The sequence below is a fragment of the Pseudomonas nitroreducens genome, assembly GCF_010994165.1.
GTDB classification, from domain to species: domain Bacteria; phylum Pseudomonadota; class Gammaproteobacteria; order Pseudomonadales; family Pseudomonadaceae; genus Pseudomonas; species Pseudomonas nitroreducens.
Window position 1 is genome coordinate 807,325 of the sequence record NZ_WMBX01000003.1, and the last position, 24,543, is coordinate 831,867.

Here is a 24,543-nt window from a genome sequence, read left to right on the forward strand (position 1 = left end):
CACGCGGAGGGCACAGGTGAGGCATCAGGGATCTGGAGACGACCCCATGGCTCTGCCTCCCAACATGCAGCCCGACGATAAAGTGGTGCTGTTCGACGGTACCTGCCGCCTGTGCAACGGCTGGAGCCGGTTCCTCCTGCAGCACGACCGCGAGCGCCGGGTAAAGCTGTGCAGCGTGCAGTCCGCCGAGGGGCAGGCGATCCTCGACTGGTTCGGCCTGCCCACCGAGTACTTCGACACCATGCTCTACGTCGAGGGACGCGAAGGCTTCGAGCGCAGCGACGCTTTCCTGCGGGTGATCGGCCAACTGCCGGCGCCGTGGAACTGGCTGCGGGTGCTCTGGCTGATTCCACGGCCACTGCGCGACTGGTGCTACGACCGTATCGCCCTCAACCGCTATCGCCTGTTTGGCCGCGAAGAGCAGTGCCTGGTGCCCTCGCCGCAGTACCGCGGGCGATTCCTCGGCAATGACTAGCGCGGCCATCGCGCGCCTGGCGCTGGGCCTGGTGTTCCTCTACCACGGCCTGGTGCCCAAGCTGCTGTTCCTCAGCCCGGACGAAGTGCGGATGATCGAGGCCCACGGCTGGCCGCTCTCCACCCAGCGTATTGCCGAGGTCGCGGGCGCCGCCGAGATCGTCCTGGCCCTGGCCATCCTGCTGCTGCGCCGCAGCCGCTGGCCGCTATGGCTGGCGGCGGCTGCGCTGCTGGGCCTGCTGGTGGATGTGGCGCTGTTCGCCCCGGAACTGCTGCTGGGCGCCTTCAATCCGGTCTCTACCAACGTCGCCGCGCTGGCCTTGTGCGCCATCGCCCTGCTGGGTGAACGGGACGCCACGCCGCCCCGTCCGCCACCGCTGCGTTAGAAGCTTCGGGAAACGCTGGCCACTACCGTTGCGGTGCAGGCGTCGCCGAAGCCGAACTGGGTCCGGCATTCGTTCTGCGACAGGTCGGTGTCGATATAGCTCACCGCCCAGTCGAAGCCCACCCATTCATGGCTCAACTTGGCTTCCCACTCGTGGTAGGTGTCGCGGGTACTGCCGTCGCCGGAAAGATAGAGCGGGTCCTTGGCGTCGTTACGGCCGTAGCGCACGCGCAGCTTGAACTCCTCCGGCAGCTCGGCGTTGTAGGCCAGGTAGGTGTAGAGGTTGGCCTGGTCCTCGCCGAAGTAGGTCGGGTAATCGTTGCCGTAGTAGGCGCCGACCTCGATGCCGTAGGCGTGGAGGATGGCGTAGGTATCGCTCTGGTTGAACTGGCTTTCCTTGGGGTAGGCGTACTTGATATAGCCCAGGTCCAGGGCGATGTTTTCGTCGGCCTGCCAGTACCAGCCACCGTAGTAGTCGATTTCCTGACGGGTCTTCAGGCCACCGCCGAAATCGACGTTGGAACTCCATACGCCCAGGTAGGCGCCGGAGGCATGCTGCAGGGTGGCGCCGACCTGCAGGGCCGGGTCGCCCTGGGTCTGCGAGATGCCACGGGTGCGGTAGTCGCTGACCAGCGCGGTGTCGATCTGCAGGTTGAAGTCGTGGCCCAGCTCGACGGCCAGGGCGGAGGTGAGCGGCGCGCAGGCGAGCAGCGCGCCGGCCAGCCAATGGGGGCGATTCATGCGGGAAGTCCCTTTGTTGTGATTGTCTGTGGGCAGATGAAAAATCCCGCGCAGCACCCGCCTTCCCGGCTATGCCGGGTAGCGTGAAGGGAGGGCAGGGCTGGCGGGCAAGGCGCCGGGGCTGTTCAGACCCCGGCGCAGGAGCCCGGCTCAGAGAGCCGGTTGATCGTCGGCGCGGTAGACTTCGCGGCCTTCGAACAGGGTGTGCAGCACGCGGGCTTCGTCCAGTTGCTGGTCCGGAACGGTGAACACGTCACGGTCGAGCACCACCATGTCGGCCTGCTTGCCGGCCGCCAGGGTGCCGATCTTGTCGCTCAGGCCGATCGTCTGCGCGGCATTGCGGGTGTAGGCGTAGAACATGGTCTGGCGGTCCACTCGCTCGGCGGCGTTGAGTACGCCTTCCTCGCCCTTGCGGGTCACGGCCTGGTAGATGGCTTTCAGCGGGTCCGGCGTGGAGACCGGCCAGTCGCTGGCGCCGGCGATGGTGGCGCCATTGTCCAGAAGGGACTTGGCCGGATACATGTAGCGGTAAGTCTCATCGGCGATGTAGGGCTTCACCAGCTCCACGGTGTAGGGCTCGGCGGCGGCCCAGTCGAGCTGCATCGAGGCAATGACGCCGAGCTCCTTGAAGCGCGGGAAGTCCTTGGGGTTGACCAGTTGCAGGTGGGTGATCGAGTGGGTCACGCCGCTCTGCCGGTCCTTGCGCGCCTGGGCGAATCCGTTCAGCGATTCGCGCACCGCGCGGTCGCCGATGGCGTGGATGTGCACCAGCCAGCCGCGTGCGTCGGCAGCGCTGACCAGTTCGCCGAAGTGCTTCGGATCGATCAGCAGTTCGCCCGGCTTGTGGCTGTTCTTGTAGTCCTCCAGCAGCGCGGCGGACTGCGCCGGGAACTCGATCACGCCATCGGCGAAGACCTTGATGCCCGGCAGCGTCAGGTTGGGGATGCCCTGGAACTGCTGGCGGACCTTCTCGATCACGTCCAGATCGGCCGGCGTACTTCTCGGGTTCACCACCTGCAGTGCGGCAACGTGGGCGGTGAGCTGGCCGTCGCGGGCCAGGTCGCGATAGACCGGCAGCACGCCGACGGTCTTCTCGGTGGGCTTGATGGCGAACAGCGCCTCGCCGGGCGTGCCGTTGGCGGCCGGGTCCATCCAGGCCGTGATGCCCAGGCTGTTGTTGTACTTCACGGCCGCGACACCGGCACGGTCCATGGTGGCGGCGTCGGGCACCGGCATGGCGGCGGCCACCAGGTCGAAACCGGAGTCGACCAGGAAGCCGCTGGGGTTGAAGTCCTTGTCGTGGGCGACGTTCTGCTGCTCCAGCGGGCTCAGGCCGCGCACGCGCTTGGCATCCAGCCCGGCGCGCTTGAGCATGGCGGCGTTGGCCCAGGCGGTGTGGTGGTCGCTGCCGATCAGCACCACCGGGGTGTCCTTCCACTCGCCCTGGTTGAAGCGCTTGGCCAGGCCGTCGGCCTGGGACCAGTAGGTGGAGTTCATGCCGTTCATCACCACGGTGTCGTGCACCTTGGCCTTGCCGCTGTCGCGGTCCTGCTTGAGGCGTTTCTCGAAGGCATCGAGGTCCATCTGCTCATCCTGCAGGCTGGCGGAGATCAGCTCCAGGCCGCCGAAGATGGAGTGCGAGTGGCTGTCGATGAATCCGGGCATCAACACTTTGCCGCCCAGGTCGACCTGCTTGCTGCCACTGCCGGCGAGCTTGCGGATGTCCTCGTTGGAGCCCACCTGCAGTACCTTGCCGCCGGCGACTGCGATGGCTTGCTGCAGCGGCTGGCCAGGTTCGGCGGTGAAGACCTTGGCGTTGTACAGGATCAGGTCCGCGTTCTGTGCCTGTGCTTCAAAAGTACCGAGTGCGATGGCGAGCGCCAGCGCTCCCTTGAGCATGCCGTGCATGACTTTCCTCTGCTTTTCGATGGATTATTGTTGGTCTGCAGCGCAGGCTAATGGCGTGGCGTGTGCCGCGGAAGTCGCTAACGGGCATAACACTTGTGAAGGATTGGCACGAATGACGATGGACAGATTCAGCAACTTGGCAATGTTCGTCGCCAGTGCCGAGACCGGCAGTTTCAGCCGTGCCGCCGAGCAACTGGGTAAGACCCCATCGGCGGTGACCAAGGCGGTCGGCCAGCTGGAAATCGATGTCGGCGCGCGGCTGTTCGAGCGCACCACGCGCAGCATGTCACTCACCGAGGCTGGCCAGCTCTACCTGGATGGTGCTCGCGAGGTGCTGGCGCGGATGCGCGAAACCACCGAGGAGATCGCCCAGTTGCAGCACAGCCTGCGGGGCGTGCTGCGCATCACCGGGCCGCTGATCGTCGGCCCGGTGTTCCTCGACCGGGCCTGTGCCGAATTCCTCGACCTGCACCCGGACGTGCGCTTGCAGGTGGACCTCTGCGATAGTTATGTCGATCTGCTCGACGGCCGCTACGACCTCGCCCTGCGCATGGGCAACAGCGACCTGCCAGGGCTGATAGCCCAGCCGCTGGCCGAAAGCCGCCTGGCGATGTGCGCCAGCCCCGCTTACCTTGGGCGGCGCGGTGCACCCAGCCATCCGAGCGAAATCATTGACCACGATTGCCTGGTCTACCGCCACCCGGCGCTGGACGACCGCTGGTGGTTCGACGTGGACGGCATGCGCTTTTCCACGCCGCGCAATGGCCGGTTGAGCAGCGACAACCAGGCCACCTTGCTGACCGCTTGCCTTGCCGGACACGGCCTGTTGCCGTGCCCGCGCTGGAGCGTGCTGGAATATCTGCGCAGCGGGCGGCTGGTGACGGTGCTGGATGACTACTTCTTCGAACCCGACACCTTCGGCGCGCAGATTCTCGCGGTCTACCCGAGCAACCGCCGGGCGACGCGCAAGATCCACGCATTCATCGAGCACCTGCGCGAGTACCTGCGGCGCGACGGCATTCTCTAGGTTGTTACAGCAATACCCCGGCCCAGGCCGAGACCAGCAGCAGGATTGCCATCAACTGGTTGAGCCGCTGCATCTGCCGGGGCGAGAGCAGGCGCTGGCTGCCGATACCCAGGCCGGCCCAGACCGCCATGCAGGGAATCGACACGAGGAAGAACAGCAGCGACAGCAGTTGCACGCGGTCCAATCGATCGGCGCCGTAGCCGGCGTATACGCTGATCACCGCCAGCGCCATCATCCAGGTCTTGGGGTTGACCAGCTGCAGCGCGGCAGCGCCTACCGCTCCCAGGCGCGCGGCGTCGGTATCGCGCTTCAGGTCTGCCGGCGGGCTGCGGAGGATCTGCCAGGCCAGCCAGCTCAGCCAGAGCACGCCGACTGCGCTCATCGCCTGTTGCACCCGTGGCAGGCTGGCCAGTACTTCGCCCAGCCCGCTGCCCACCGCCAGCACCAGCGCCGCTGCGGCGCCGCAGCCGCCAAGCATGATCGGTAACGCCGCACTCCAGCCGAAGCGCGCGCTGTTGCTGAACACCAGTAGGTTGGTGGGACCGGGCGTGATGGAGGCGACGAAAGCGAAGAGCAGGAAGGGCAGCCACTGGCTGAACTGGGCGAGGTGCATGGCGGGAACTCCAGTGAATCGGTGGGAGTTCATCATCGCCAGCGGGGCGGGCTCAGTCTGGAAGCTTTGAGCAGCGCTTGCGGTAGTACGCGGGCGTCACACCATAGGCGCGGCGGAACCAGCGGCCGAGGTGGCTCTGGTCGGCGAAGCCGAGGTCGGCGGCGATGTCCGCCGGGGCCAGGCCGCGGCCGAGCAACTGTCGGGCTCGTGCCAGGCGCAGTTGTATCAGGTAGGCATGGGGCGGCAGGCCGAAGGCCTGCTTGAACGCGCGGGTCAGGCGGAAGCGGTCGCAGCCGCTGGCCTGGGCCAGGTCGTCGAGGCCGATGTCGGCGGTCAGGTTGGCGTGCAGGAAGTCCCGCGCGCGCTGTGCCACCAGCGGCAGATGCGCCTGCCTGGTGCCGCGCTGGCGCCAGTGCAGGTGACGGGTCATGCCATCGAGCAGATCGTCGATGGCGCTCTGGCGGACGATCTTCAGGTCATGGCCATGCACGGCCTGGAAGGCGTTGTCGATGTGCCGGGCAAGCTGCGGGTCGTCGATCAGCAACTCGGGCACGGCCAATTGGCAATTGCCCGGTGCCTCCTCGAACAGCGTGGCGATCTCGCGCTCAAGCCAGGGGGCGTCGAGGTACAGGGTGCGATAGGTGAAGCCGCCCTCGGTGGGCGCGTCGCCGTCATGGATATCGCCGGGCTCGAGGAAGAACACCTTGCCGGTAGTGCTGACGTAGCGCTGGTTGCGGCTGCGGAACTGCTGCACGCCCGATTCGGTGAAGCCGATCAGGTAACTGTCGTGCCAGTGCGGGTCGTAGGCGTGGCCCTTGAAGTGCGCGCGCAGGCTCTGGATGCCGGTGTCGGCATCCTGCAGCAGGTCGATCCAGTTGTCTTTGTGCATGGGCCGCCTCCGTACCGCTTGCCCGGTCGGCCAGCATAGCGCGCGATGAGGCGATGTCTGGAAGATTCGTGCAGCCGTCGATCCGCCGGCTGCACGACTATCCGCCAGGATCAGCCAGGCACGGCGTCGAAACTGTCGCTACGCGCCATGCGCCAGATGCGCTCGTAGAACTCGCCCTCGATGTTGCCGGAGAGCAGTTCACCCGGCTTCAGGAAGTAATGCAGGTGCGAGAACAGGCGGATTTCGGTGGCCGAGACGCGGCGTACCAGATGCCGCGCTTCCAGCTCCGAGGGGTGGCGGATGCCGGCGGCGGCGATCATCTCGGCCAGGCCCTTGAGCGTGTTGCGGTGGAAGCTGTAGACGCGCTCGGCCTTGTCCGGCACCACCAGGGCGCGCTGGCGCAACCGGTCCTGGGTGGCGACGCCGGTGGGGCACTTGTTGGTGTGGCAGCTCTGGCTCTGGATGCAGCCAATGGCGAACATGAAGCCGCGCGCCGAGTTGGCCCAGTCGGCGCCCATGGCCAGCACGCTGGCGATGTCGAAGGCGCTGACGATCTTGCCGCTGGCGCCGATGCGGATCTTGTCGCGCAGGTCCAGGCCGACCAGCGTGTTGTGTACGAACAGCAGGCCCTCGCGCATCGGCAGGCCCATGTGGTCGGTGAACTCCAGGGGCGCAGCGCCGGTGCCGCCTTCCTTGCCGTCGACGACGATGAAGTCGGGGAGGATGCCGGTCTCATGCATGGCCTTGGCGATGCCCATGAATTCCCACGGGTGGCCGATGCACAGCTTGAAGCCTACCGGCTTGCCGCCGGAGAGTTCGCGCAGCTGGACGATGAAATCGAGCAGCCCCTTGGGCGTGCTGAAGGCGCTGTGCGAGGACGGCGAGATGCAATCCTTGCCCATGGGCACGCCGCGGGTGGCGGCGATTTCCTCGGTGACCTTGTGCTTGGGCAGGATGCCGCCGTGGCCAGGCTTGGCGCCCTGGCTGAGCTTGATCTCGATCATCTTCACCTGCGGGTCGACCGCCTGCTTGGCGAAGCGCTCGGGGCTGAAGGTGCCGTCGTCGTTGCGGCAGCCGAAGTAGCCGCTGCCCAGTTCCCAGGTCAGGTCACCGCCGTATTCGCGGTGGTAGGGGCTGATGCTGCCCTCGCCGGTGTCATGGATGAAGCCGCCGAGCTTGGCGCCCTTGTTCAGCGCGCGGATGGCGTTGGCGCTGAGCGAACCGAAGCTCATCGCCGAGATGTTGAATACCGAGATGGAGTAGGGCTGCTTGCACGCCGGGCCACCGACGGTGACGCGGAAGGTGCAGGGGTCGGCCACCGGCGCCGGGCGGATGGAATGGGCGATGAACTCGAAGCCGGATTGGTAGACGTCGATCAGGGTGCCGAAGGGTTTGTCGGCGGTCTCGTTCTTCGCCCGCGAGTACACCAGGGCGCGTTGGGCGCGGGAGAAAGGCAGGGCCTCCTGGTCGCCTTCGAGCAGGTACTGGCGGATTTCCGGGCGGATGGCTTCCACCAGGTAGCGGATGTTGCCCAGGATCGGGTAGTTGCGGCGCACCGCGTGGCGTTCCTGCAGCAGGTCGAAGACTCCGAGCACGCTCAGGGCGAGGGTGGTCAGGGTGAAGGGCCAGACCCAGTCATGCCCGAGGAAGGGCAGGCTGAGCACGGTGAACAGGACGCAGGCGGCAAAAAAGGCATAGCGGCTTAGGAGCGACAGGTTCATGGAATCTCCAGTCGTCAGGCTTTGATCACGGTCAGGTTGGCCGAAAGGGCCGCCACAGAGCATGGCAGGCATCGCGCGAACGTGCCTGGGCAAAGGTCAATGACACGGGCTTTCGGAGGTCTTTCTAGTTCTGGCGGGCACCGACGGTAGCCCGAAGCGGGGAAAAAAGAAAGCTAGCTAACGATTTTCTCCGGCGCTGAGAAAGCTTGTTTCGGGCGGTGCAAGAACGATGGCGTTTGCCCCTGGGCTGTTCGCGAGCAAGCTCGCTCTTGCGCGCGCCGGCGTCAGGCCGGCAGGAGCGAGCCCGCTCGTGAGGCGCATCCGCCGAACTAACAGGCGATCACATTCACCGCCAGCCCGCCCTTCGAGGTTTCCTTGTACTTGTCCATCATGTCGCGCCCGGTATCGCGCAAGGTGTCGATGGCCTTGTCGAGGCTGACCAGGTGCTGGCCGTCGCCTCGCAGGGCGAGTTGGGCGGCGTTGATGGCTTTGAGCGAGGCCATGGCATTGCGCTCGATGCAGGGCACCTGGACCAGCCCGGCGACCGGATCGCAGGTCAGCCCGAGGTTGTGCTCCAGGCCGATCTCGGCGGCGTTTTCCACCTGCTCCAGGCTGCCGCCGAGGACTTCCGCGAGACCGCCAGCGGCCATGGCGCAGGCCGAACCCACTTCACCCTGGCAACCGACTTCAGCGCCGGAAATCGAAGCGTTGAGTTTGCACAGGATGCCGATGGCGGCGGCGGTGAGCAGGTAGCGCTCGATGCCTTCGGCGTTGGCGTCGGGGTCGTAGCGCGCGTAGTAGTGCAGCACCGCCGGGACTATGCCGGCCGCGCCATTGGTGGGGGCGGTCACGACGCGACCGCCGGCGGCATTCTCCTCGTTCACCGCCAGCGCCCAAAGGTCCACCCAGTCCAGGGCACCCAGGGTGGTGGCGATCAGATTGCCGCTGTCCGCTTCGTTCAGCCGGCGATAGAGCATGGGCGCGCGGCGGCGCACCTTGAGGCCGCCGGGCAGTGTGCCTTCGGTTTCCAGACCACGGTTCACACAGCTCTGCATTTCCTCCCAGATATGCGCAAGGCCGGCGCGGATTTCCTCGTCGCTGCGTAGCGCGCGTTCATTGGCCCACATCAGGTCGCTGATGCGTCGGAAACCGTGCTCATGGCACAGGCGCAGCAGTTCCTCGGCGCTGTGGAAGGGGTAGGGCATCGGGTTGTCCGGCAGTGCGCGGTCGGTATTGAAGTCCGCCGCATCCACCACGAAGCCGCCGCCGACCGAGTAGCAGATGCGTTCGGCCAGCAGTTCGCCGTTTTCGTCCAGGGCGCGCAGGTGCAGACCATTGGGATGGGCGGGCAGGCTGTCGTCGTGGAAGACCAGTTGCCGCGCTGGATCGAAGTCGATTTCGTGCAGGCCGCCAAGACGCAAGCGATGACGCAGCAGGATGTCGTCCACCTGAGGGGCGAGGGCAGCGGGGTCGGCTTCCGCCGGGTCGATGCCGAGCAGGCCGATCAGGCAGGCGCGGTCGGTGGCGTGGCCCTTGCCGGTGGCGCTGAGGGAGCCGTAGAGGTGCACCTCGATGGCCTTGGTTGGGGCCAGCAGGCCTTCGGCGCGCAGGCGATCGACGAACTCGCGGGTGGCGCGCATCGGTCCCACGGTGTGCGAGCTGGACGGCCCGACTCCGGGCTTGAACATGTCGAAGACGCTGAGGGTCATGGGGGTTCCTCCTGTCTTCCAGCATGGACCCGTGTGGCCTTGAATGCTCACCGACCGCTCGACGGCTGCAGACTCCTGCAGAGGCGGTTGCTACTTCGGGGCTCTAGCCCTGCGCCTGCAGGAACAGCGAGAACAGCTCGGACTGCGACTTGATCCCCAGCTTGGCGTACATGTGCTTGCGGTGGACCTTCACCGTCTCGGCGGAGATCGCCAGCTTGCGGGCGATCTCCTTGCTGGAGCAGCCGCTGAGCATCAACCGGCCCACTTCCAGCTCGCGCGCGGTGAGCGGTGTTTCCATCTGTTGGGCGGTGGATTCCAGGCGGTTCTGCCAGCGTGGCGGCGGGGGTGCTTCCTGGACTTCGCGTTCGAAGGCCATGCGTTGGCGCATCAGGCCGGCGACCCAGGGGTGTACCAGGGCTAGCAGGGCGATCTGTTCCGGAGTGAAGCGGCCCTTGCTGCCCACCGAACAGCAGAGGGTGCGCTCGCCGTCGAGTTGCACGTTGATCTGCACTTCATCGGCCACCACGTTGAGGCTGAAGTAGCGCTGGTAGTAATCGGTCTGCTCGAACATCTCCGGCGCCACGTCGTCCAGGCGCAGCAGCGCGCTTCCGGGCGCCTCGCGGCTGGCGATGTAGAAGGGGTCGAGCAGGTAGAGGCCCTTGAGGTAGTCCTGGAACAGCGGATCGGGGCCGCCGTCCTCGCCTGGGCATTCGGCGAACACCTGGGGCCTGCCATTGCTGAAAAGCAGCACGACCCAGCTGTCGAAGGGCACATACTGGCCCAGCAGGCGCACCAGCGAGGTCCAGAAGTTCGGCTTGTCCAGCGCTTCGATCAGCTGCCCGACCGAGCGGTGCCAGGCGATATCCTGAAGGGAAAGGCTCATGACTCTACCCCCGATGGGTTACCACGCGGGCGTAATTACCCGGTGATGGCACGCCCGGCATACTCGGTGGATGCCTTGAACCGGCGCGGTGCGCATTTTGACCGACAGCGTCCGGTCACCGCAAAGACAAGAATCTGAGGAAGCCCCATGAAAGTAGAACTCGTCCAACTCGCCGGTCGTGATGGCGATGTGGCCTGGAACCTGGCCCGCACCCTGGAGGCCATCCACGCCTGCGCCGACGACACCCGACTGGTGGTGTTCCCCGAGACCCAGCTGACCGGCTTCCCCACCGCGCAGAACATCGCCGCCATCGCCGAACCGGTGGACGGCCCCAGCGTGCAGGCCGTGCAACGCGCCGCGCAGGAGAAGAACATCTCCATCGCCGTGGGCTTCGCCGAAGCCGCTGACGATGGCCGCTTCTACAACACCACGTTGCTGATCACCCCCGAAGGCATCGCCATGAAGTACCGCAAGACGCACCTGTGGGCGTCGGATCGCGGCATCTTCACCCCCGGCGACCGCTACGCCACCTGCCTGTGGAACGGCATCCGCGTCGGCATCGTGATCTGCTTCGACATCGAATTCCCCGAATCCGCCCGCGCGCTGGGCCAACTGGGCGCTGAGCTGATCATCGTGACCAACGGCAACATGGACCCGTACGGCCCGACCCACCGCACCGCGATCATGGGCCGCGCCATGGAAAACCAGGCCTACGCCGTGATGGTCAACCGCGTCGGCGAAGGTGATGACGGCCTGGTTTTCGCCGGCGGCAGCGCCGTGGTCGACCCGTACGGCCAGCTGATAGTCGAGGCCGGCCGCGAAGAGTGCCGGCAGATCGTCGAGCTGGACTTCGAACGCCTGGCGCAGTCGCGCCGCGACTACAGCTACCTGGCCGAGCGGCGCTTCGTGCTGCCCGGCGAGCTGCGCGAGCACGACGGCGGTCTGCGCGAGCTGATCATTCCCGCCTGAGTTTTTCTTCCGGCACCGCTGTCGGGGTGCCGGGGCGCAGGGCTGCGCCGATCAAGCGAATCATCAAGAACGACGGGCGCCGCGAGCACCCGCGAGGCCTGCGGGTGAGTGCAGGTCGGCAACTTAAGTACTGCCATAACAAACACAACGCGGAGTAAGCAGTAATGGCTCGACTCAAACGAACCCTGTCGCTGGGTTCGGTGGTGCTGTTCGGCATCGCCTACATGACCCCGATCATCGTCCTTGGCACCTTCGGCATCCTTGCCGACGTCACCCGCGGCGTAGTGCCTTCGGCCTACCTCGTCGCTTCTGTCGCCATGCTCTTTACCGCGCTCAGCTACGGGCGCATGGCCGCCGCCTTCCCGGTTGCCGGCTCGGCATACACCTACGTGCGCAAGTCGATCAGCCCGAAACTGGGCTTCCTGGCCGGCTGGGCGGTGCTGCTGGACTACCTGTTCCTGCCCATGGCCATCTGGCTGATCGGCGCGGCCTATCTGCATTCCGCCTTCCCGGCCGTGCCGCAAGCCTTGTGGGTACTGGCCTTCATCGGCGTAACCACCGCGATCAACGTGGTCGGCCTGCGCCTGGCGAAGAACATCAACGGCGTGTTGATGCTGGTGCAGTTCCTCGTGCTGATCGCTTTCGTTGGCCTGGCCATCCACTACGTGATGGGCGACGTCAGCCGTCCGCTGTGGACCCTGGAGCCCTTCCTCAAGGAGGGCACCCAGCTGCCGCTGATCATGGGTGGCGCTGCCATCGCCTGTTATTCGTTCCTGGGCTTTGACGCGGTCAGTACCCTGACCGAAGAAACCCACGAACCGCGCAAGACCATTCCGCGTGCCATCCTGCTGATCACCCTGATCGGCGGCGGCATCTTCATCGCCGCCAGTTATTTCGTACAGCTGGCGCACCCGTCGGTGGAGTTCCAGAACGCCGATTCCGCCGCCTACGAAATTGCCCGCAACATCGGTGGCGACCTGTTCGTCAGCTTCTTCCTGATCGGCCTGATCGTCGGCCAGTTCACCTCCGGCCTGTCGGCCCAGGCCAGCGCCTCGCGCCTGCTGTTCGCCATGGGCCGCGACGGCGTGCTGCCGCGGCCGTTCTTCGGGCGCATCAGCAAGCGCTTCGAAACCCCGGTGAACAGCATCGTGCTGTGCGGCGTGGTGGCCCTGCTGGCGCTGCACATGGACGTCACCACGTCTACCTCGTTCATCAACTTCGGCGCCTTCCTGGCCTTCAGCCTGGTGAACCTCTCGGTGATCTTCCATTACTACCTGAATGCCGAACGCCGCGGCCTGCGCGAGCTGGTGCTGTTCCTGCTGTTCCCGCTGATCGGCCTGCTCGCTGACCTGTGGCTGATGGTCAGCCTCGATCACCTGGCGATCTGGCTCGGCGCCACCTGGCTGGTGCTCGGCGTGATCTACCTCGCGGTGATCACCGGCGGCTTCCGCCAGCAACCGCCGGAGATGCATTTCGAGGAGGCGTGAGGCCCGCGCGGGGCTATGCTGGGGACTCCGAGCCGTGATGACCGAGGAGATCCCGCCATGCCCCGCCTCACTCTCTACCATTCGCCCCAGACACGCTCCAGCGGCACCCTGGTGCTGCTGGAGGAGCTGGGCGCCGAGTACGACCTCGAACTGATCAACATGAAGGCCGGCGAGCAGCGCAAACCGGCGTACCTGGCGATCAATCCGCTGGGCAAGGTGCCGGCGATCCGCATCGGCGAGTCGCTGGTCACCGAGCAGGGTGCCATCTTCATCTACCTCGCCGACCTCTTCCCCCGCGCGAACCTCGCTCCTGCCCTCGACGATCCGCTGCGCGGCCCCTACCTGCGCTGGCTGGTGTTCTATGGCTCCAGCTTCGAGCCGGCCATCGTCGACCGTGCCCTCAAGCGCGATGCCGCACCACAGGCCATGAGCCCTTACGGCGACTACGACAGCGTGATGCGCGCCCTCGCCGAACAGCTGGAAACCGGCCCTTACCTGCTGGGCAACCGCATGACCGCTGCCGATGTGCTGTGGGGCGCGGCCCTGCGCTGGACCATTGGCTTCGGCGTCGTGCCCAAGCTGCCGGTGTTCGAGCGTTACGTGGAACTGGTGACCTCGCGCCCGGCCTTCAAGCGGGTTTGGGAGCGGGATGTACAGTGGGCGGAGGAGCATGCCAGGGCGGCGGAAGCGAAGCCGTCGTGAGCGCTGGATGGAAATCGCGCGCGCTGGAAAGGTGATGCGCGATTTGAGGAGTTGGTCTCAAGTGAGGTGGGAGTATTCCTTTTCTCGTGTCGGAATATTTTCTCGCCTCCTCGATTGATCAATGATCACCCCAACGCCGCGCACCCCATCGCGTGGCGTCGGCAACTAAAACTATTACAAGCCGCTCCTTGATTCATGTCCCCAAGGCCCTCCGCAAGGAGGGCCTTTTTTATGCGCGCGTTTCGGCCGTGCTCAGCCCTTGGCGGCGCTGACGCCTTCGAGGGTAGCGAAGGAAGTGTCCTTCGCGGTCAGCAGGAAATCGCGCATGAAGGGTGCGTCCAGCATGTCGGCGCGGATGGCGGCGAACAGGGTGCAATACAGGCCTTTTTCCCCCAGGCGCTTGGCGGTCACGTAGCCCCGCGAGCTGTACTCGTGCAGCGCCCAGTTGGGCAGGCTGCAGACGCCACGGCCGGAGGCCACCAGTTGCATCATCATCACCGTCAGCTCGGAGGTGCGGACCTGCGCTGGCTCGACGTCGGCCGGTTCGAGGAAGCGGGTGAAGATGTCCAGGCGATCGCGCTCGATGGGGTAGGTGATCAGCGTCAGGTTGGCCAGGTCTTCCGGAACGATGAAGGACTTGCCGGCCAGCGCGTGGTGGTTGTCCACCGCCAGCAGCGCTTCGTAGGTGAACAGCGGCACGTAGGTGATGCCGGCGATGTCCACCGGGTCGGAGGTCACCACCAGGTCCAGGTCGCCACGGGCCAATGCCGGCAGCGGGGCGAAGGAGAAGCCGGAGGCGAGGTCCAGCTCCACTTCCGGCCAGGCGTCGCGGAACTGGTCGATGGTCGGCATCAGCCACTGGAAGCAGCTGTGGCACTCGATGGCCATGTGCAGGCGGCCGGCGGTTCCGCCCGCCAGGCGTGCCAGGTCGCGTTCGGCGCCGCGCAGCTGCGGCAGCACGGCGTCGGCCAGTTGCAGCAGGCGCAGGCCGGCACTGGTGAAGCGCACTGGTTTGGTCTTGCGGATGAACAGCGACAGGCCCAGGCGTTCCTCCAGTTCCTTGAACTGGTGGGACAGGGCGGATTGCGTGAGGTGCAGGCGCTCGGCGGCCTCCACCAGGCTGTCGGCTTCGCGCAGGGCATGCAGGGTTTTCAGGTGACGGAGTTCAAGCATGGCGCGGCCTCGCCTCAGTATGAGGAAATCTTGATGAAAAGGCGGATCAATTGAACTGCCCTCATGATAAGCCGGCTGCTGGCGATTCACCAGCAGGGGGAGCCGGGCCCGACTCATCGGGCTGAGGTCACCAGCTCAGATAGAACATGCCCTTGGCCAGCAGGACGATCAGCACCACGTGGGCGAACACGCTGTAGTGGATGCGCCGGGAACGCTGGCCGGTCATGCGCCCGACACGCAATGAATACATGGCGAAGATGAAGTGGCCCAGGACACTGAGGGCCAGCAGCAGCTTGAGGCTGAGCAGGGTGGCGAAGGGCGATGCCAGCGGCTCGGCCAGCAGCGGCGCGTAACGCAGGTGCAGCATGCCCAGGCCGCTGCCGAACAGGGTCAGGATGACCCAGGGCATCACCCGGCGCAGGCGACGGCCGAGCGCGCCCTCGACCATTTTCATCGCCCGCGCCGGCACATGGGCGTGGATGCTCTCCAGGATCAGCACTTCGAAGAACACCGTGCCGACGAACAGGATCGCGGCGAACAGGTGCAGCACCAGCAGGATGGGGTAGGCCATGGCAGAGCTTCCGAGCGGGGGCTTCTATCTTCGCGACTGTTGGGGGCGGCCTCCCTTGATCCGCATCATGGGAAGGGCCGTCGGCGACCGCTCAGCGCCTTTCATCAAACTGTCACGGACCTGTGGCAGAGCGAGCGACGGAAATTCATCAGAATCGCTATCAACTGGGGTTTTGCGTTCCGGATTTTCATTCATGCGTGCTTTTCTACTGGCAGTCGCTCTTTTCTGCGGCTTGCCCTCCCTTGCTATTGCCGCCGATCGTTGCGATGCGCGGGTGCCGACCGAACTGGTCGACCTGGGCGACGTGCGCCTGGCCTACCAGAGCATCGGGCGTCCGCAGGACCCGACGCTGCTGCTGGTCATGGGCCTGGGTGGCCAGCTGATCCATTGGCCGGATGAAGTGGTCGAGGCGCTCTGCCAGCAGGGCTTCCGGGTGATCCGCTACGACAACCGCGATGTTGGCCTGTCTTCCTGGCGTGTTCCTACGCCCAGCGGCAACCTGACCTACGAAGTGATTCGCTATCGCCTTGGCCTGCCCGTGAGCGCGCCCTACAGCCTGACCGACATGGCCGGCGACGCACTGCACCTGCTGGACGCCCTGCACGTCGAACGCGCCCATGTGCTGGGCGCGAGCATGGGCGGGATGATCGCGCAGCATGTCGCCGACCTCGCGCCGGATCGCGTGATCAGTCTGACCCTGGTGATGACCAGCTCCGGCGCCGAAGGCCTGCCGGCGCCCAGCGAGTCGCTGCTGCGCCTGCTCGCCCGGCGCGAGGCCGCCAGCCGCGAACAGGCCATCGAACAGCAGGCCGACCTGCTGGCTGCCCTCGGCAGTCCGCAGGTTCACGACGACCGCCAGCAATTGCTGCAGCAGGCGGCGCGCTCCTACGACCGCGCCTTCAACCCCGAAGGCGTGCAGCGGCAGATGCTGGCGATCCTCGCCGAGCCCAGCCGCGTGGAACTGCTCAACCGACTGAACGTGCCGACCCTGGTGGTCCACGGTACGGCCGATCCGCTGCTGCCGGTGATGCACGGCGTGCATGTGGCCGCGCACATTCGCGGCTCGGTGCTGAAGTTGATTCCGGGGATGGCGCACCGTTTCCAGGAAGACTTCAAGGAACCCTTGCTCGGCGCAGTGCTGCCGTACCTGCGCGAGCACCAGGGTGGCGGGCACGTCGCCCAACTCTGAGGCTTTCGCAGGAGCGGACGTAGTCCGCGATCGATTTCCGACCACGCTGAGCCGGCCGGTTGCACATCGCGGCCGGAAACCGCTCCCACGCTCGCTGTGAGTTTCAGGGGGCGGGCAAGCTGTAGCGCTCGGCGAAATACTGCCGCAGGAACTCCACCGCCACCCGCACCTTGGCCGAGCTGGCCAGTGGGGCGGCGTAGACGGCCCAGATGTCCGCCGGCTGTTGGTATTCGGGCAGCACCTGCACCAGTCGGCCATCCTCCAGGCTGTCGTGCACGTCCCACCAGGAGCGCAGCAGGATGCCGCGCCCGTCGATGCACCACTGGTGCACCACCTCGCCGTGGTTGGACGATAGCGGCCCGGTGACCTTCACGCTTTCCTCGCCTTCCGGTCCCTGCAGGTGCCAGACGCCGAAGGGATGGTCGCGCTCCTTGATCACCAGGCAATCGTGCCCGGCCAGCTCGGCAAGGGTGCGCGGGGTGCCGCGGCGCTCCAGATAATCCGGTGCCGCACAGAGTACCCTGCGGTTGCGCGCCAGCGGGCGGGCGATGAGGTTCGGATCGATCTCGTTGCCGACCCGCACGTCCAGGTCGAAACCTTCGTCGATCAGGTCCACCAGGCGATCCTGCACATCCAGGCGGATATCCAGTTGCGGGTGGCGCGCGGCGAGTTCCGAAAGCGCGGGAGCGACGAAGCGCCGGCCCAGCCCCAGGCTGCTGGCGATGCGCAGCTGGCCGCTGGGCTCGCGGTGCAGGGCGCTGACGTCATCGCCCATGCGCTGCACGGCATCGAGGATGCGCAGCGCCCATTGATAGATGCGCTCACCATCTTCGCTCACCGAGACCCGCCGCGTGGTGCGGTGCAGCAGGCGCACGCCGAGGCCCTCCTCCAGCAGGCGGATACGCTTGCTGACGAAGGCGGCGGACATGCCCAGCTCGCTGGCGGCGCCGGCAAAGCTGGAGCGGCGTGCCACATGGACGAAGACACGGAGATCTTCCAGGTTCGGCAGATTGTTCACAGTTCGTGTTTCAAGAATCTACGGTGGCAAGGATTATGTTTGTTTTTGTCACTTATAGCATGGCTGGCACTGCTTCCAACTTCACACCAGCGAGGGGTGCCCCATGAGCAAGACATACAGAATCGCCGCCATTCCCGGAGACGGCATCGGCCAGGAAGTCCTTCCCGAAGGTCTGCGCGTAGTCCAGGCCGCTGCGCGCAAGCACGGACTGATGCTGGAGTTCGAGCACTTCGACTGGGCCAGCTGCGACTACTACCTGGAGCACGGCAAGATGATGCCGGACGACTGGTTCGAACAGCTGAAGGATTTCGACGCGCTGTTCTTCGGCGCCGTCGGCTGGCCGGACAAGGTACCGGACCATATTTCCCTGTGGGGCTCGCTGCTGAAGTTCCGCCGCGACTTCGACCAGTACGTGAACATCCGTCCGGTGCGCCTGTTCCCCGGCGTGCCTTGCCCGCTGGCCGGGAAGAAGCCCGGCGACATCGACTTCGTGGTGATCCGCGAGAACACCGAGGGTGAGTATTCGTCCCTGGGCGGGCGCATGTTCGAAGGCACCGAGAACGAGTTCGTGCTGCAGGAATCGGTGTTCACCCGTCGCGGCGTCGACCGCATCCTGAAATACGCCTTCGACCTGGCGCAGACCCGCAAACGCAAGCGCCTTACCTCGGCCACCAAGTCCAACGGCATGGCGGTGAGCATGCCCTATTGGGACGAGCGCACCGCGGCGATGGCCGCCGGCTATCCGGAGATCGCCTGGGACAAGCAGCACATCGATATCCTCTGCGCCCGTTTTGTCCTGCAGCCCGAGCGCTTCGACGTGGTAGTGGCCTCCAACCTGTTCGGCGACATCCTCTCCGACCTCGGCCCGGCCTGTGCCGGCACCATCGGCATCGCACCCTCGGCCAACCTCAACCCTGAGCGCAGATTCCCCTCGCTGTTCGAGCCCGTGCACGGTTCGGCGCCGGACATCTTCGGCCAGAACATCGCCAACCCCATCGCCATGATCTGGTCCGGGGCGCTGATGCTGGACTTCGTGGGCCAGGGCGATGCGCGCTACCGCGCGGCCCACGACGATATTCTCGCGGCCATCGAACAGGTCATCGCCCATGGATCAGTGACACGAGACATGGGCGGGCAGTTGTCGACCCAGGCTGTGGGTGCGGCAATTGCTGAGATCGTTAGCAGATAAATCCTACATCTGCGGCGATTGCCCATGAAAAGCCCGTAGCTGAGCGGTTACGGGCGTCGTGGCAGGGCAGCATGAGTCGATGGGTAGCTCTTGCACCCTGCGGCGATTCATCGCAGACTGTTAACCATTAGATCGTTGTTAACCAGTGGTTTATTCGTGTTTGAGTCAACTGGTCCGACGATGCTTCATCCGCAGCCTGCGGCGGATGCGCAACAACAACAAAAAACGTCCCAGGAGACGCCTGATGTCCCCCTTGATGCCCCGCAAGACCCAGAAGGTCGATGTATTTCTGATATCCATGAGCCTGGTCGCGGTGCTCCTGACCGTGATCGGGCTCGCTGCGTTTCCGGCCCAGGCCGAGCAAGCCGCGAATCAGCTGTTCGAGGTTGCTACCCGCACCTTCGGCACCGCCGTGCAGCTGCTGATCTTCGGCAGCTCCCTGGCCGTGCTCTACATCGCCTGCAGCAAGTACGGCCACATCCGCTTCGGTAGCGGCAAACCGGAATATTCCACGGCCACCTGGGTATTCATGTTCATCTGCGCTGGCATGGGTTCCTCCACGCTCTACTGGGGCGTGATGGAGTGGGCCTACTACTACCAGACCCCCGGCCTGAACATCGTTCCGCAATCCCGTGAGGCGCTGGAGTACAGCGTCGGCTACTCCTTCTTCCACTGGGGCATCAGCGCCTGGTCGATCTACGCCCTGGCATCCCTGGCCATGGCCTACCACTTCCACGTGCGCAAGAAGAGCGGCCTGAACCTGGCTTCCATCGTCGAGGCCGTCACCGGCTTCAAGGCCACCGGTCCGGTGGGGCGCCTGGTGGACCTGATCTTCCTGCTGACCATGATGGGCGCACTCACCGTGTCCCTGGCGCTGACCGCCTCGACCCTGACCCGTGGCCTGTCCGGGCTGGTGGGCACGCCGGATACCTTCACCGTACAGGTACTGGTGATCGGTGTGATCGCCGTGCTGTTCTCCCTGAGCTCCTACATCGGCATCGATGGCGGCCTGCAGAAACTGAGCAAGATCGTCTGCTACGGCGCGCTGGTGTTTGCCGCGGTGGTGCTGCTAGTCGGTCCGACCCAGTTCACCATCAATAACACCGCCAACGGCATCGGCCTGATGATCCAGAACTACGTGCACATGAGCCTGTTCACCGACCCGGCCGGCGATGGCGCCTTCACCCGCAACTGGACGGTGTTCTACTGGCTCTGGTGGGTGTCCTACGCCCCTGGCGTGGCCATGTTCGTGACCCGCGTATCGCGCGGCCGGCAGATGCGCGAAGTGGTATTCGCCCTGCTGCTGGGCGGCAGCTTCGGTTGCTGGTTCTTCTTCGGTGCGCTGGAAAGTTACAGCATGCACCAGTTCATCACCGGTGCCGTCGATGTGCCGAAGATCCTCACCGAGCAGGGGGGCGAAAGCGCCGTAGAGGCGCTGCTGCTGGCGCTGCCGTGGGGCAAGCTGTTCCTCGCCGTGTACCTGTTCATCATGGCCGTGTTCTGCGCCTCGCACATGGATGCCGCGGCTTACGCCGTGGCCGCCACAAGCACCCGCAACCTGCAGGAAGGCGATGATCCGACGCCGACCCACCGCCTGTTCTGGGCCGTCACCCTGACCCTGGTGCCGCTGGCCATGCTGTTCGCCAAGGCCTCGCTGTCGACGATGAAGACCGCCGTGGTGCTCACCGCGATTCCGTTCACCCTGATTCTGCTGGTCAAGGTCTATGGCTTCTTCAAGTGGATGCTGGCGGACTATGGCTCGATGCCGGCCTACCGCATCGAGGAGGAGGCCGCAGCGATGGCGCTGGCAGGCGAAGCCGTAGTCGAGCCCCCGATTATCGCCGAACCCGTACGGGAAGTGGCCCTGGCCCAGTGATTTCCTGCGTGGCGTCGCCAGCCCGGGCGACGCCACCCGCAGGCTTTTTTTTGCCTGCGCTGTTAGCCAACGGGTTGCAGTAAACCAAAAGCAAATGGACCGCGCCCCGCGCGAGTCGATGAAAGCCTGGAGATATCCGATGACCGACTTCGAACGCCTGCCCGCCGATTTTTGCAGCGACCACGAGCGCGCCTACACCATTCCGGCGAACTTCTACACCAGCGATGCCGTATTCGAGCATGAGAAGGAAAAGATCTTCGCCCACAGCTGGATCTGCCTGGGCCATCGCAGCGAAGTGGCCGAGAAGAATGCCTATATCGTCCGCGAGGTGATCGGTGAGAGCATCATCGTCGTGCGCGGCCGCGACGATGTGCTGCGCGCCTTCTACAACGTCTGCCCGCACCGTGGTCACCAATTGCTCGAAGGCACTGGCGGCATTGCCAAGAACGTCATCGCGTGCCCGTACCACGCCTGGACTTTCAAGCTCGACGGCGAGCTGACCCACGTTCGCAACTGCGACCAGGTCGAGGCCTTCGACAAGGGCGACTACAGCCTGGTGCAGCTGCGCGTCGAGGAATACGCTGGTTTCATCTTCATCAACATGGACGCCAATGCCGGCAGCGTGGAAGAGCAACTGCCCGGCCTGGAAGCCAAGATGCGCGGCGCCTGCGCGGTGATCGATGACCTGCACCTGGCCGCTCGTTTCGTCAGCGCCACTCCGGCGAACTGGAAATCCATCGTCGACAACTACATGGAGTGCTACCACTGCGGCCCGGCGCACCCGAGCTTCGCCGACTCGGTGGACGTCGGCCAGTACGGTCACACCCTGCACGGCAACTGGACCCTGCAGTACGGCGTCGCCAAGTCCTCGGAGCAGTCCTTCAAGGTTGACGAGTCGGTGAGCGATCCGTCCTTCTCCGGCTTCTGGGCCTGGCCGTGCACCATGTTCAACGTGCCGCCGGGCGCCAACTTCATGACCGTGATCTACGAGTTCCCGGTCGACGCCGAAACCACGCTGCAGCACTACGACATCTACTTCCTCAACAAGGACATCACCGAGGAGCAGCAGAAGCTCATCGACTGGTACCGCGAAGTGTTCCGGCCGGAAGACCTGCGTCTGGTGGAAAGCGTGCAGAAGGGCCTGAAGTCCCGCGGCTACCGCGGCCAGGGCCGGATCATGGTGGATAAGCAGCGCACGGGTATCAGCGAGCACGGCATCGCCCACTTCCACAACCTGATCGCCGTGTCGCACCTGGACTGATCCGGCGCGCCGCCTGTGGGCGGCACTTGCGTGAGGCCTTGCATCGACGAAGTCGGCGCAGGGCACCCGCCCCGCAGACAGCGGGGCGGCATTCCCAAGAAAACAGCTCTCTTCCACCACCGCTCGGGGAGCCGGAAGAGAGGCGGGTGGCGCGGCCACCCGGTCAGTTGAGGTGAACCATGGCCAATACCTACGAGATGTTCAGCGTGCGCGTGACTGCCGTGGAGCAGGCAACCCCGCAGATCAAGCGCTTCACCCTGGCGCGAGCCGACGGCCAGCCAATGCCGGCCTTCAGCGGCGGCAGCCACGTGATCGTGAAGATGGCCGACGGCCTGAGCAACGCCTATTCGCTGATGAGCGATCCGCGCGACCTCAGTCACTACCAGATCGGCGTTCGACGGGAAGAGCAATCCAAGGGCGGGTCGGCCTTCATGCACCAGCAGGTCGAAGTCGGCACCCAGTTGACGATCTCCACCCCGAACAACCTTTTCGCCCTCGATCCCAAGGCCGGGCGTCACGTATTGATCGCGGGTGGTATCGGCATCACGCCATTCCTTTCCCAGTTGCATGAACTGGAAGGCGGCGCTGTCCCGTACGAGTTGCATTACGCCTTCCGCAGCCAGGAGCATGGCGCCTTCCAGGGCGAGCTGGCAGACGGTCCGCATGCCGGAAATGTGCGCTTCTATGTGGACAGCGAGGATCGCCGACTCGATCTGGCCGCTTTGTTCGCCTCCCTGGCGGCGAACGACCATGTCTATGTCTGCGGGCCCAAGCCACTGATCGATGCCGTCATCAATGGCGCGAGGAAGGCTGGAATCGCTGACGCGCGCGTGCACTTCGAACAGTTTGCGGCCGCTCCCGCCAGCGGTGGCGCCTTCACCCTGGTACTGGGCCGCTCCGGCCGTGAACTGCGGGTGGAGGAGGGCATGACCATCATCCAGGCCATCGAGAACGTCAAGGCCGCCCAGGTGGACTGCCTGTGCCGCGAGGGTGTCTGCGGAACCTGCGAGACGCGCATCCTCGAAGGCGAGGTGGAGCATTTCGACCAGTACCTGTCGGACGAGGAAAAGGCGTCGCAACAGACCCTGATGCTCTGCGTCTCCCGCGCTCGCGGGGAGCGGTTGGTGATCGACCTGTAGCTTCCTGGCCTTGATCCAGGAGCGAGCTTGCTCGCGAACCCACTGCGCGGCGGGGTGTGTTCGCGAGCAAGCTCGTTCCTGCACGTCCAGTGCTGTCATCCACCGGTTTACAGCTGTGTATACTGCGGTCCTCGATTACCTCCAGGAAACCGCGCTACCCATGATGGAAAACAGCTTCGCCTTCCGTCTCAAGGAACTGCTCGAACACCACAAGCTGACGTTGCAGGCAGTGGGTTCGGCCCTGGGTATTTCGCGCACGGCGGTGCACAAGTGGACCAAGGGCGGCGAGATCGACTACGACAACCTGCGTCGGCTGGCGGACTTTCTCAAGGTCAATTGGCTCTGGCTGCGCTACGGCGAGGAAGCCCTGCGCAGCGTGCAGGATGCCGAGCCGATCGAGCTGCCGATGACCGACCTGCGCCGTCGCTACACCGCCGAGATCATGGAGAGCGAGACGCGGATGAAGCTGGCCCAGGAGGGCGCGCGGATCGTCACCTGGGAATGGAACCTGATCAGCGACGAAGTGACCTATTCGCCGAACGTCGAGGCGGTCTACGGCTGGCATGTCAGCTCCAACCAGACGTTCTGGAGCCACCTCCCGGCGGAGGACGTGGCCACCATGCAGGCGATGTATGAGCGTGCTGCTGTCGAGGGCAAGGGCTGCGAGTGCGATTTCCGCATTCTCCAGCCCGACGGCAGCCTGCGCTGGATCGCCTCGCGCGCCACGGTGGTCAACGATGCCGTCGGCCGACCGCTGAAGATGGTCGGCATCAGCATGGACAACACCGAGCGCATGGCCACCGAGGAACGACTGCGCAACAGCGAGGAGCGTTTCCGGGCGATCTTCGAGCTGACCTGGGGCGCACTGGCCTACATTGGGCTGGACGGCAGCTGGCAGCGGGTGAATGGCAGCCTTTGCGAGTTGCTCGGTTATCGCCCCGAGGAGCTGTACGCCATCACCTTCCAGGATATTACCCACCCCGATGACCTGGCGACCAATCTGGAGCTCCTGCGTCAATTGCTGGCCGGTCATTTCGATCGCTACGTGGTCGAGAAACGCTTGCGTCGCCGCGACGGAGACTATGTCTGGGTGCGCGTGCGCACCTCGCTGCAGCGTCGCGCACAGGACGGGGTGCCCGATCACCTGATCAGCGTGTTCGAGGACATCCGTGCCGAACGCGCCGAGCGTGATCGCCTGCAGGCGCGAATCAGCGAACTGGAAGCGCAGCTGGCGGCGCGCGCCTGACTCAGTGCAGGCGCACCCAGACGAACACCAGCAGCGAAGCTGCTACCAGCCAGGCCAGCGCGGCCATCGCCAGCGACAGCTCCAGGCGCATGCGATCCACCATCAGGTAGAGCGCGGCCAGGTAGACGAAGTAGGGAATGATCGACCACATGCCGAACAGGACGGTGGTCTTCAGGTCGTCCAGCGAACGGCTCTTGCCGACGATGTAGTGGGCGATCAGGGCGAAGGTGGGGAACAGCGGCACCAGGCCGGCGATGTAGTAATTGCGCGTCTTCGACAGCGCGGCGAGGATCAGCACCACGCCGGCGCCGAGGGCTGCCTTGAGGATCAGGTCCACGTCTTTCTCTATGCGGCGACGCCACCGGGGCGGTGG

At 65.2% G+C, this 24,543-nt stretch carries 23 protein-coding genes; 12 read left to right on the plus strand and 11 right to left on the minus strand.

Annotation, left to right across the window (positions count from 1 at the left end; genetic code table 11):
- Positions 1 to 46 precede the first annotated feature (46 nt).
- Positions 47 to 475, plus strand: coding sequence for a thiol-disulfide oxidoreductase DCC family protein (locus tag GJV37_RS17015; RefSeq protein WP_024765367.1), 429 nt, complete (start codon positions 47 to 49; stop codon positions 473 to 475).
- On the plus strand, positions 468 to 860 hold the full coding sequence (locus GJV37_RS17020) for a DoxX-like family protein (RefSeq protein ID WP_024765368.1): 393 nt from the start codon (positions 468 to 470) through the stop codon (positions 858 to 860). The genes GJV37_RS17015 and GJV37_RS17020 overlap by 8 nt, the downstream gene beginning before the upstream one ends.
- On the opposite strand, the gene GJV37_RS17025 is transcribed toward GJV37_RS17020, so the two are convergent.
- Complete coding sequence (locus GJV37_RS17025; protein ID WP_024765369.1) at positions 857 to 1,600, minus strand: TorF family putative porin; 744 nt, start codon at positions 1,598 to 1,600, stop codon at positions 857 to 859. The two genes, GJV37_RS17020 and GJV37_RS17025, sit on opposite strands and share 4 nt — an antisense overlap.
- Before the next feature lie 150 nt (positions 1,601 to 1,750).
- The gene (locus tag GJV37_RS17030) at positions 1,751 to 3,508 is read right to left on the minus strand and encodes an amidohydrolase (protein ID WP_065083691.1); all 1,758 of its coding nucleotides are present in this window, start codon (positions 3,506 to 3,508) and stop codon (positions 1,751 to 1,753) included.
- Between the two features lie 118 nt (positions 3,509 to 3,626).
- Here GJV37_RS17030 and GJV37_RS17035 point away from each other — a divergent pair, with 118 nt between their 5' ends.
- Entirely contained in the window at positions 3,627 to 4,535 is a 909-nt protein-coding gene (locus GJV37_RS17035) for a LysR substrate-binding domain-containing protein (protein WP_193452793.1), read from the plus strand.
- A gap of 4 nt (positions 4,536 to 4,539) precedes the next feature.
- Here GJV37_RS17035 and GJV37_RS17040 read toward each other — a convergent pair whose 3' ends face one another.
- The 5 genes from GJV37_RS17040 to GJV37_RS17060 all read right to left on the minus strand — a co-directional run bounded on the left by GJV37_RS17040 (position 4,540) and on the right by GJV37_RS17060 (position 10,350).
- Positions 4,540 to 5,148: a LysE family translocator gene (locus GJV37_RS17040; protein WP_193452772.1), complete on the minus strand. Its 609-nt coding sequence runs from the start codon at positions 5,146 to 5,148 to the stop codon at positions 4,540 to 4,542.
- 52 nt (positions 5,149 to 5,200) lie between these two features.
- Positions 5,201 to 6,037, minus strand: coding sequence for an AraC family transcriptional regulator (locus GJV37_RS17045; RefSeq protein ID WP_037011285.1), 837 nt, complete (start codon positions 6,035 to 6,037; stop codon positions 5,201 to 5,203).
- Between the two features lie 110 nt (positions 6,038 to 6,147).
- Positions 6,148 to 7,758, minus strand: coding sequence for an FMN-binding glutamate synthase family protein (locus GJV37_RS17050; RefSeq protein ID WP_193452773.1), 1,611 nt, complete (start codon positions 7,756 to 7,758; stop codon positions 6,148 to 6,150).
- Between the two features lie 329 nt (positions 7,759 to 8,087).
- On the minus strand, positions 8,088 to 9,467 hold the full coding sequence (locus tag GJV37_RS17055) for an L-serine ammonia-lyase (RefSeq protein ID WP_084359634.1): 1,380 nt from the start codon (positions 9,465 to 9,467) through the stop codon (positions 8,088 to 8,090).
- A 103-nt stretch (positions 9,468 to 9,570) separates the two neighbouring features.
- A complete protein-coding gene (locus GJV37_RS17060; RefSeq protein ID WP_084359633.1) occupies positions 9,571 to 10,350 on the minus strand; it encodes a helix-turn-helix transcriptional regulator in 780 nt (259 codons plus the stop codon).
- A 147-nt stretch (positions 10,351 to 10,497) separates the two neighbouring features.
- Between GJV37_RS17060 and GJV37_RS17065 the strand changes: the two genes are divergently transcribed.
- The 3 genes from GJV37_RS17065 (at position 10,498) to GJV37_RS17075 (ending at position 13,508) form a co-directional block, all read left to right on the plus strand.
- Positions 10,498 to 11,319 carry a carbon-nitrogen hydrolase family protein gene (locus GJV37_RS17065; RefSeq protein ID WP_084359632.1) on the plus strand — a complete coding sequence of 274 codons (822 nt, stop codon included), beginning with the start codon at positions 10,498 to 10,500 and terminating at the stop codon, positions 11,317 to 11,319.
- Between the two features lie 164 nt (positions 11,320 to 11,483).
- Positions 11,484 to 12,806, plus strand: coding sequence for an APC family permease (locus GJV37_RS17070; protein WP_024765376.1), 1,323 nt, complete (start codon positions 11,484 to 11,486; stop codon positions 12,804 to 12,806).
- 57 nt (positions 12,807 to 12,863) lie between these two features.
- Positions 12,864 to 13,508, plus strand: coding sequence for a glutathione S-transferase family protein (locus GJV37_RS17075; RefSeq protein ID WP_024765377.1), 645 nt, complete (start codon positions 12,864 to 12,866; stop codon positions 13,506 to 13,508).
- 252 nt (positions 13,509 to 13,760) lie between these two features.
- Here GJV37_RS17075 and metR read toward each other — a convergent pair whose 3' ends face one another.
- Both metR and GJV37_RS17085 read right to left on the minus strand, forming a co-directional pair.
- A complete protein-coding gene (gene metR / locus GJV37_RS17080) occupies positions 13,761 to 14,681 on the minus strand; it encodes a transcriptional regulator MetR (protein WP_024765378.1) in 921 nt (306 codons plus the stop codon).
- Positions 14,682 to 14,808: 127 nt separating this feature from the next.
- The gene (locus tag GJV37_RS17085) at positions 14,809 to 15,252 is read right to left on the minus strand and encodes a CopD family copper resistance protein (protein ID WP_170859102.1); all 444 of its coding nucleotides are present in this window, start codon (positions 15,250 to 15,252) and stop codon (positions 14,809 to 14,811) included.
- A gap of 193 nt (positions 15,253 to 15,445) precedes the next feature.
- Here GJV37_RS17085 and GJV37_RS17090 point away from each other — a divergent pair, with 193 nt between their 5' ends.
- Entirely contained in the window at positions 15,446 to 16,441 is a 996-nt protein-coding gene (locus GJV37_RS17090; protein ID WP_170859101.1) for an alpha/beta fold hydrolase, read from the plus strand.
- 103 nt (positions 16,442 to 16,544) lie between these two features.
- Here GJV37_RS17090 and GJV37_RS17095 read toward each other — a convergent pair whose 3' ends face one another.
- Positions 16,545 to 17,459, minus strand: a complete 915-nt coding sequence (locus tag GJV37_RS17095) for a LysR substrate-binding domain-containing protein (RefSeq protein WP_065083696.1) — start codon at positions 17,457 to 17,459, stop codon at positions 16,545 to 16,547.
- Between the two features lie 103 nt (positions 17,460 to 17,562).
- Here GJV37_RS17095 and GJV37_RS17100 point away from each other — a divergent pair, with 103 nt between their 5' ends.
- The 5 genes from GJV37_RS17100 (at position 17,563) to GJV37_RS17120 (ending at position 24,170) form a co-directional block, all read left to right on the plus strand.
- The gene (locus tag GJV37_RS17100; RefSeq protein WP_024765382.1) at positions 17,563 to 18,648 is read left to right on the plus strand and encodes a tartrate dehydrogenase; all 1,086 of its coding nucleotides are present in this window, start codon (positions 17,563 to 17,565) and stop codon (positions 18,646 to 18,648) included.
- 244 nt (positions 18,649 to 18,892) lie between these two features.
- Positions 18,893 to 20,524 carry a BCCT family transporter gene (locus tag GJV37_RS17105; protein WP_269215969.1) on the plus strand — a complete coding sequence of 544 codons (1,632 nt, stop codon included), beginning with the start codon at positions 18,893 to 18,895 and terminating at the stop codon, positions 20,522 to 20,524.
- A 139-nt stretch (positions 20,525 to 20,663) separates the two neighbouring features.
- The gene (locus GJV37_RS17110; protein WP_170859099.1) at positions 20,664 to 21,785 is read left to right on the plus strand and encodes an aromatic ring-hydroxylating oxygenase subunit alpha; all 1,122 of its coding nucleotides are present in this window, start codon (positions 20,664 to 20,666) and stop codon (positions 21,783 to 21,785) included.
- Positions 21,786 to 21,964: 179 nt separating this feature from the next.
- Positions 21,965 to 22,924 carry a PDR/VanB family oxidoreductase gene (locus tag GJV37_RS17115; RefSeq protein WP_024765385.1) on the plus strand — a complete coding sequence of 320 codons (960 nt, stop codon included), beginning with the start codon at positions 21,965 to 21,967 and terminating at the stop codon, positions 22,922 to 22,924.
- Positions 22,925 to 23,084: 160 nt separating this feature from the next.
- Positions 23,085 to 24,170 (plus strand): helix-turn-helix domain-containing protein, encoded by a 1,086-nt coding sequence (locus GJV37_RS17120; RefSeq protein WP_170859098.1) that lies wholly within the window; start codon positions 23,085 to 23,087, stop codon positions 24,168 to 24,170.
- 1 nt (position 24,171) lies between these two features.
- Here GJV37_RS17120 and GJV37_RS17125 read toward each other — a convergent pair whose 3' ends face one another.
- Entirely contained in the window at positions 24,172 to 24,498 is a 327-nt protein-coding gene (locus tag GJV37_RS17125; RefSeq protein WP_164488295.1) for a GlpM family protein, read from the minus strand.
- Positions 24,499 to 24,543 lie beyond the last annotated feature (45 nt).

What these genes read in the sequence shown, in the direction of transcription:
- GJV37_RS17015 (WP_024765367.1), top strand. Translation starts at nt 47, where the DNA reads ATGGCTCTGCCTCCCAACATGCAGCCCGACGATAAAGTGGTGCTGTTC.
- GJV37_RS17020 (WP_024765368.1), top strand. Translation starts at nt 468, where the DNA reads ATGACTAGCGCGGCCATCGCGCGCCTGGCGCTGGGCCTGGTGTTCCTC.
- GJV37_RS17025 (WP_024765369.1), bottom strand. Translation starts at nt 1,600, where the DNA reads ATGAATCGCCCCCATTGGCTGGCCGGCGCGCTGCTCGCCTGCGCGCCG.
- GJV37_RS17030 (WP_065083691.1), bottom strand. Translation starts at nt 3,508, where the DNA reads ATGCACGGCATGCTCAAGGGAGCGCTGGCGCTCGCCATCGCACTCGGT.
- GJV37_RS17035 (WP_193452793.1), top strand. Translation starts at nt 3,627, where the DNA reads ATGGACAGATTCAGCAACTTGGCAATGTTCGTCGCCAGTGCCGAGACC.
- GJV37_RS17040 (WP_193452772.1), bottom strand. Translation starts at nt 5,148, where the DNA reads ATGCACCTCGCCCAGTTCAGCCAGTGGCTGCCCTTCCTGCTCTTCGCT.
- GJV37_RS17045 (WP_037011285.1), bottom strand. Translation starts at nt 6,037, where the DNA reads ATGCACAAAGACAACTGGATCGACCTGCTGCAGGATGCCGACACCGGC.
- GJV37_RS17050 (WP_193452773.1), bottom strand. Translation starts at nt 7,758, where the DNA reads ATGAACCTGTCGCTCCTAAGCCGCTATGCCTTTTTTGCCGCCTGCGTC.
- GJV37_RS17055 (WP_084359634.1), bottom strand. Translation starts at nt 9,467, where the DNA reads ATGACCCTCAGCGTCTTCGACATGTTCAAGCCCGGAGTCGGGCCGTCC.
- GJV37_RS17060 (WP_084359633.1), bottom strand. Translation starts at nt 10,350, where the DNA reads ATGAGCCTTTCCCTTCAGGATATCGCCTGGCACCGCTCGGTCGGGCAG.
- GJV37_RS17065 (WP_084359632.1), top strand. Translation starts at nt 10,498, where the DNA reads ATGAAAGTAGAACTCGTCCAACTCGCCGGTCGTGATGGCGATGTGGCC.
- GJV37_RS17070 (WP_024765376.1), top strand. Translation starts at nt 11,484, where the DNA reads ATGGCTCGACTCAAACGAACCCTGTCGCTGGGTTCGGTGGTGCTGTTC.
- GJV37_RS17075 (WP_024765377.1), top strand. Translation starts at nt 12,864, where the DNA reads ATGCCCCGCCTCACTCTCTACCATTCGCCCCAGACACGCTCCAGCGGC.
- metR (WP_024765378.1), bottom strand. Translation starts at nt 14,681, where the DNA reads ATGCTTGAACTCCGTCACCTGAAAACCCTGCATGCCCTGCGCGAAGCC.
- GJV37_RS17085 (WP_170859102.1), bottom strand. Translation starts at nt 15,252, where the DNA reads ATGGCCTACCCCATCCTGCTGGTGCTGCACCTGTTCGCCGCGATCCTG.
- GJV37_RS17090 (WP_170859101.1), top strand. Translation starts at nt 15,446, where the DNA reads ATGCGTGCTTTTCTACTGGCAGTCGCTCTTTTCTGCGGCTTGCCCTCC.
- GJV37_RS17100 (WP_024765382.1), top strand. Translation starts at nt 17,563, where the DNA reads ATGAGCAAGACATACAGAATCGCCGCCATTCCCGGAGACGGCATCGGC.
- GJV37_RS17105 (WP_269215969.1), top strand. Translation starts at nt 18,893, where the DNA reads ATGTCCCCCTTGATGCCCCGCAAGACCCAGAAGGTCGATGTATTTCTG.
- GJV37_RS17110 (WP_170859099.1), top strand. Translation starts at nt 20,664, where the DNA reads ATGACCGACTTCGAACGCCTGCCCGCCGATTTTTGCAGCGACCACGAG.
- GJV37_RS17115 (WP_024765385.1), top strand. Translation starts at nt 21,965, where the DNA reads ATGGCCAATACCTACGAGATGTTCAGCGTGCGCGTGACTGCCGTGGAG.
- GJV37_RS17120 (WP_170859098.1), top strand. Translation starts at nt 23,085, where the DNA reads ATGATGGAAAACAGCTTCGCCTTCCGTCTCAAGGAACTGCTCGAACAC.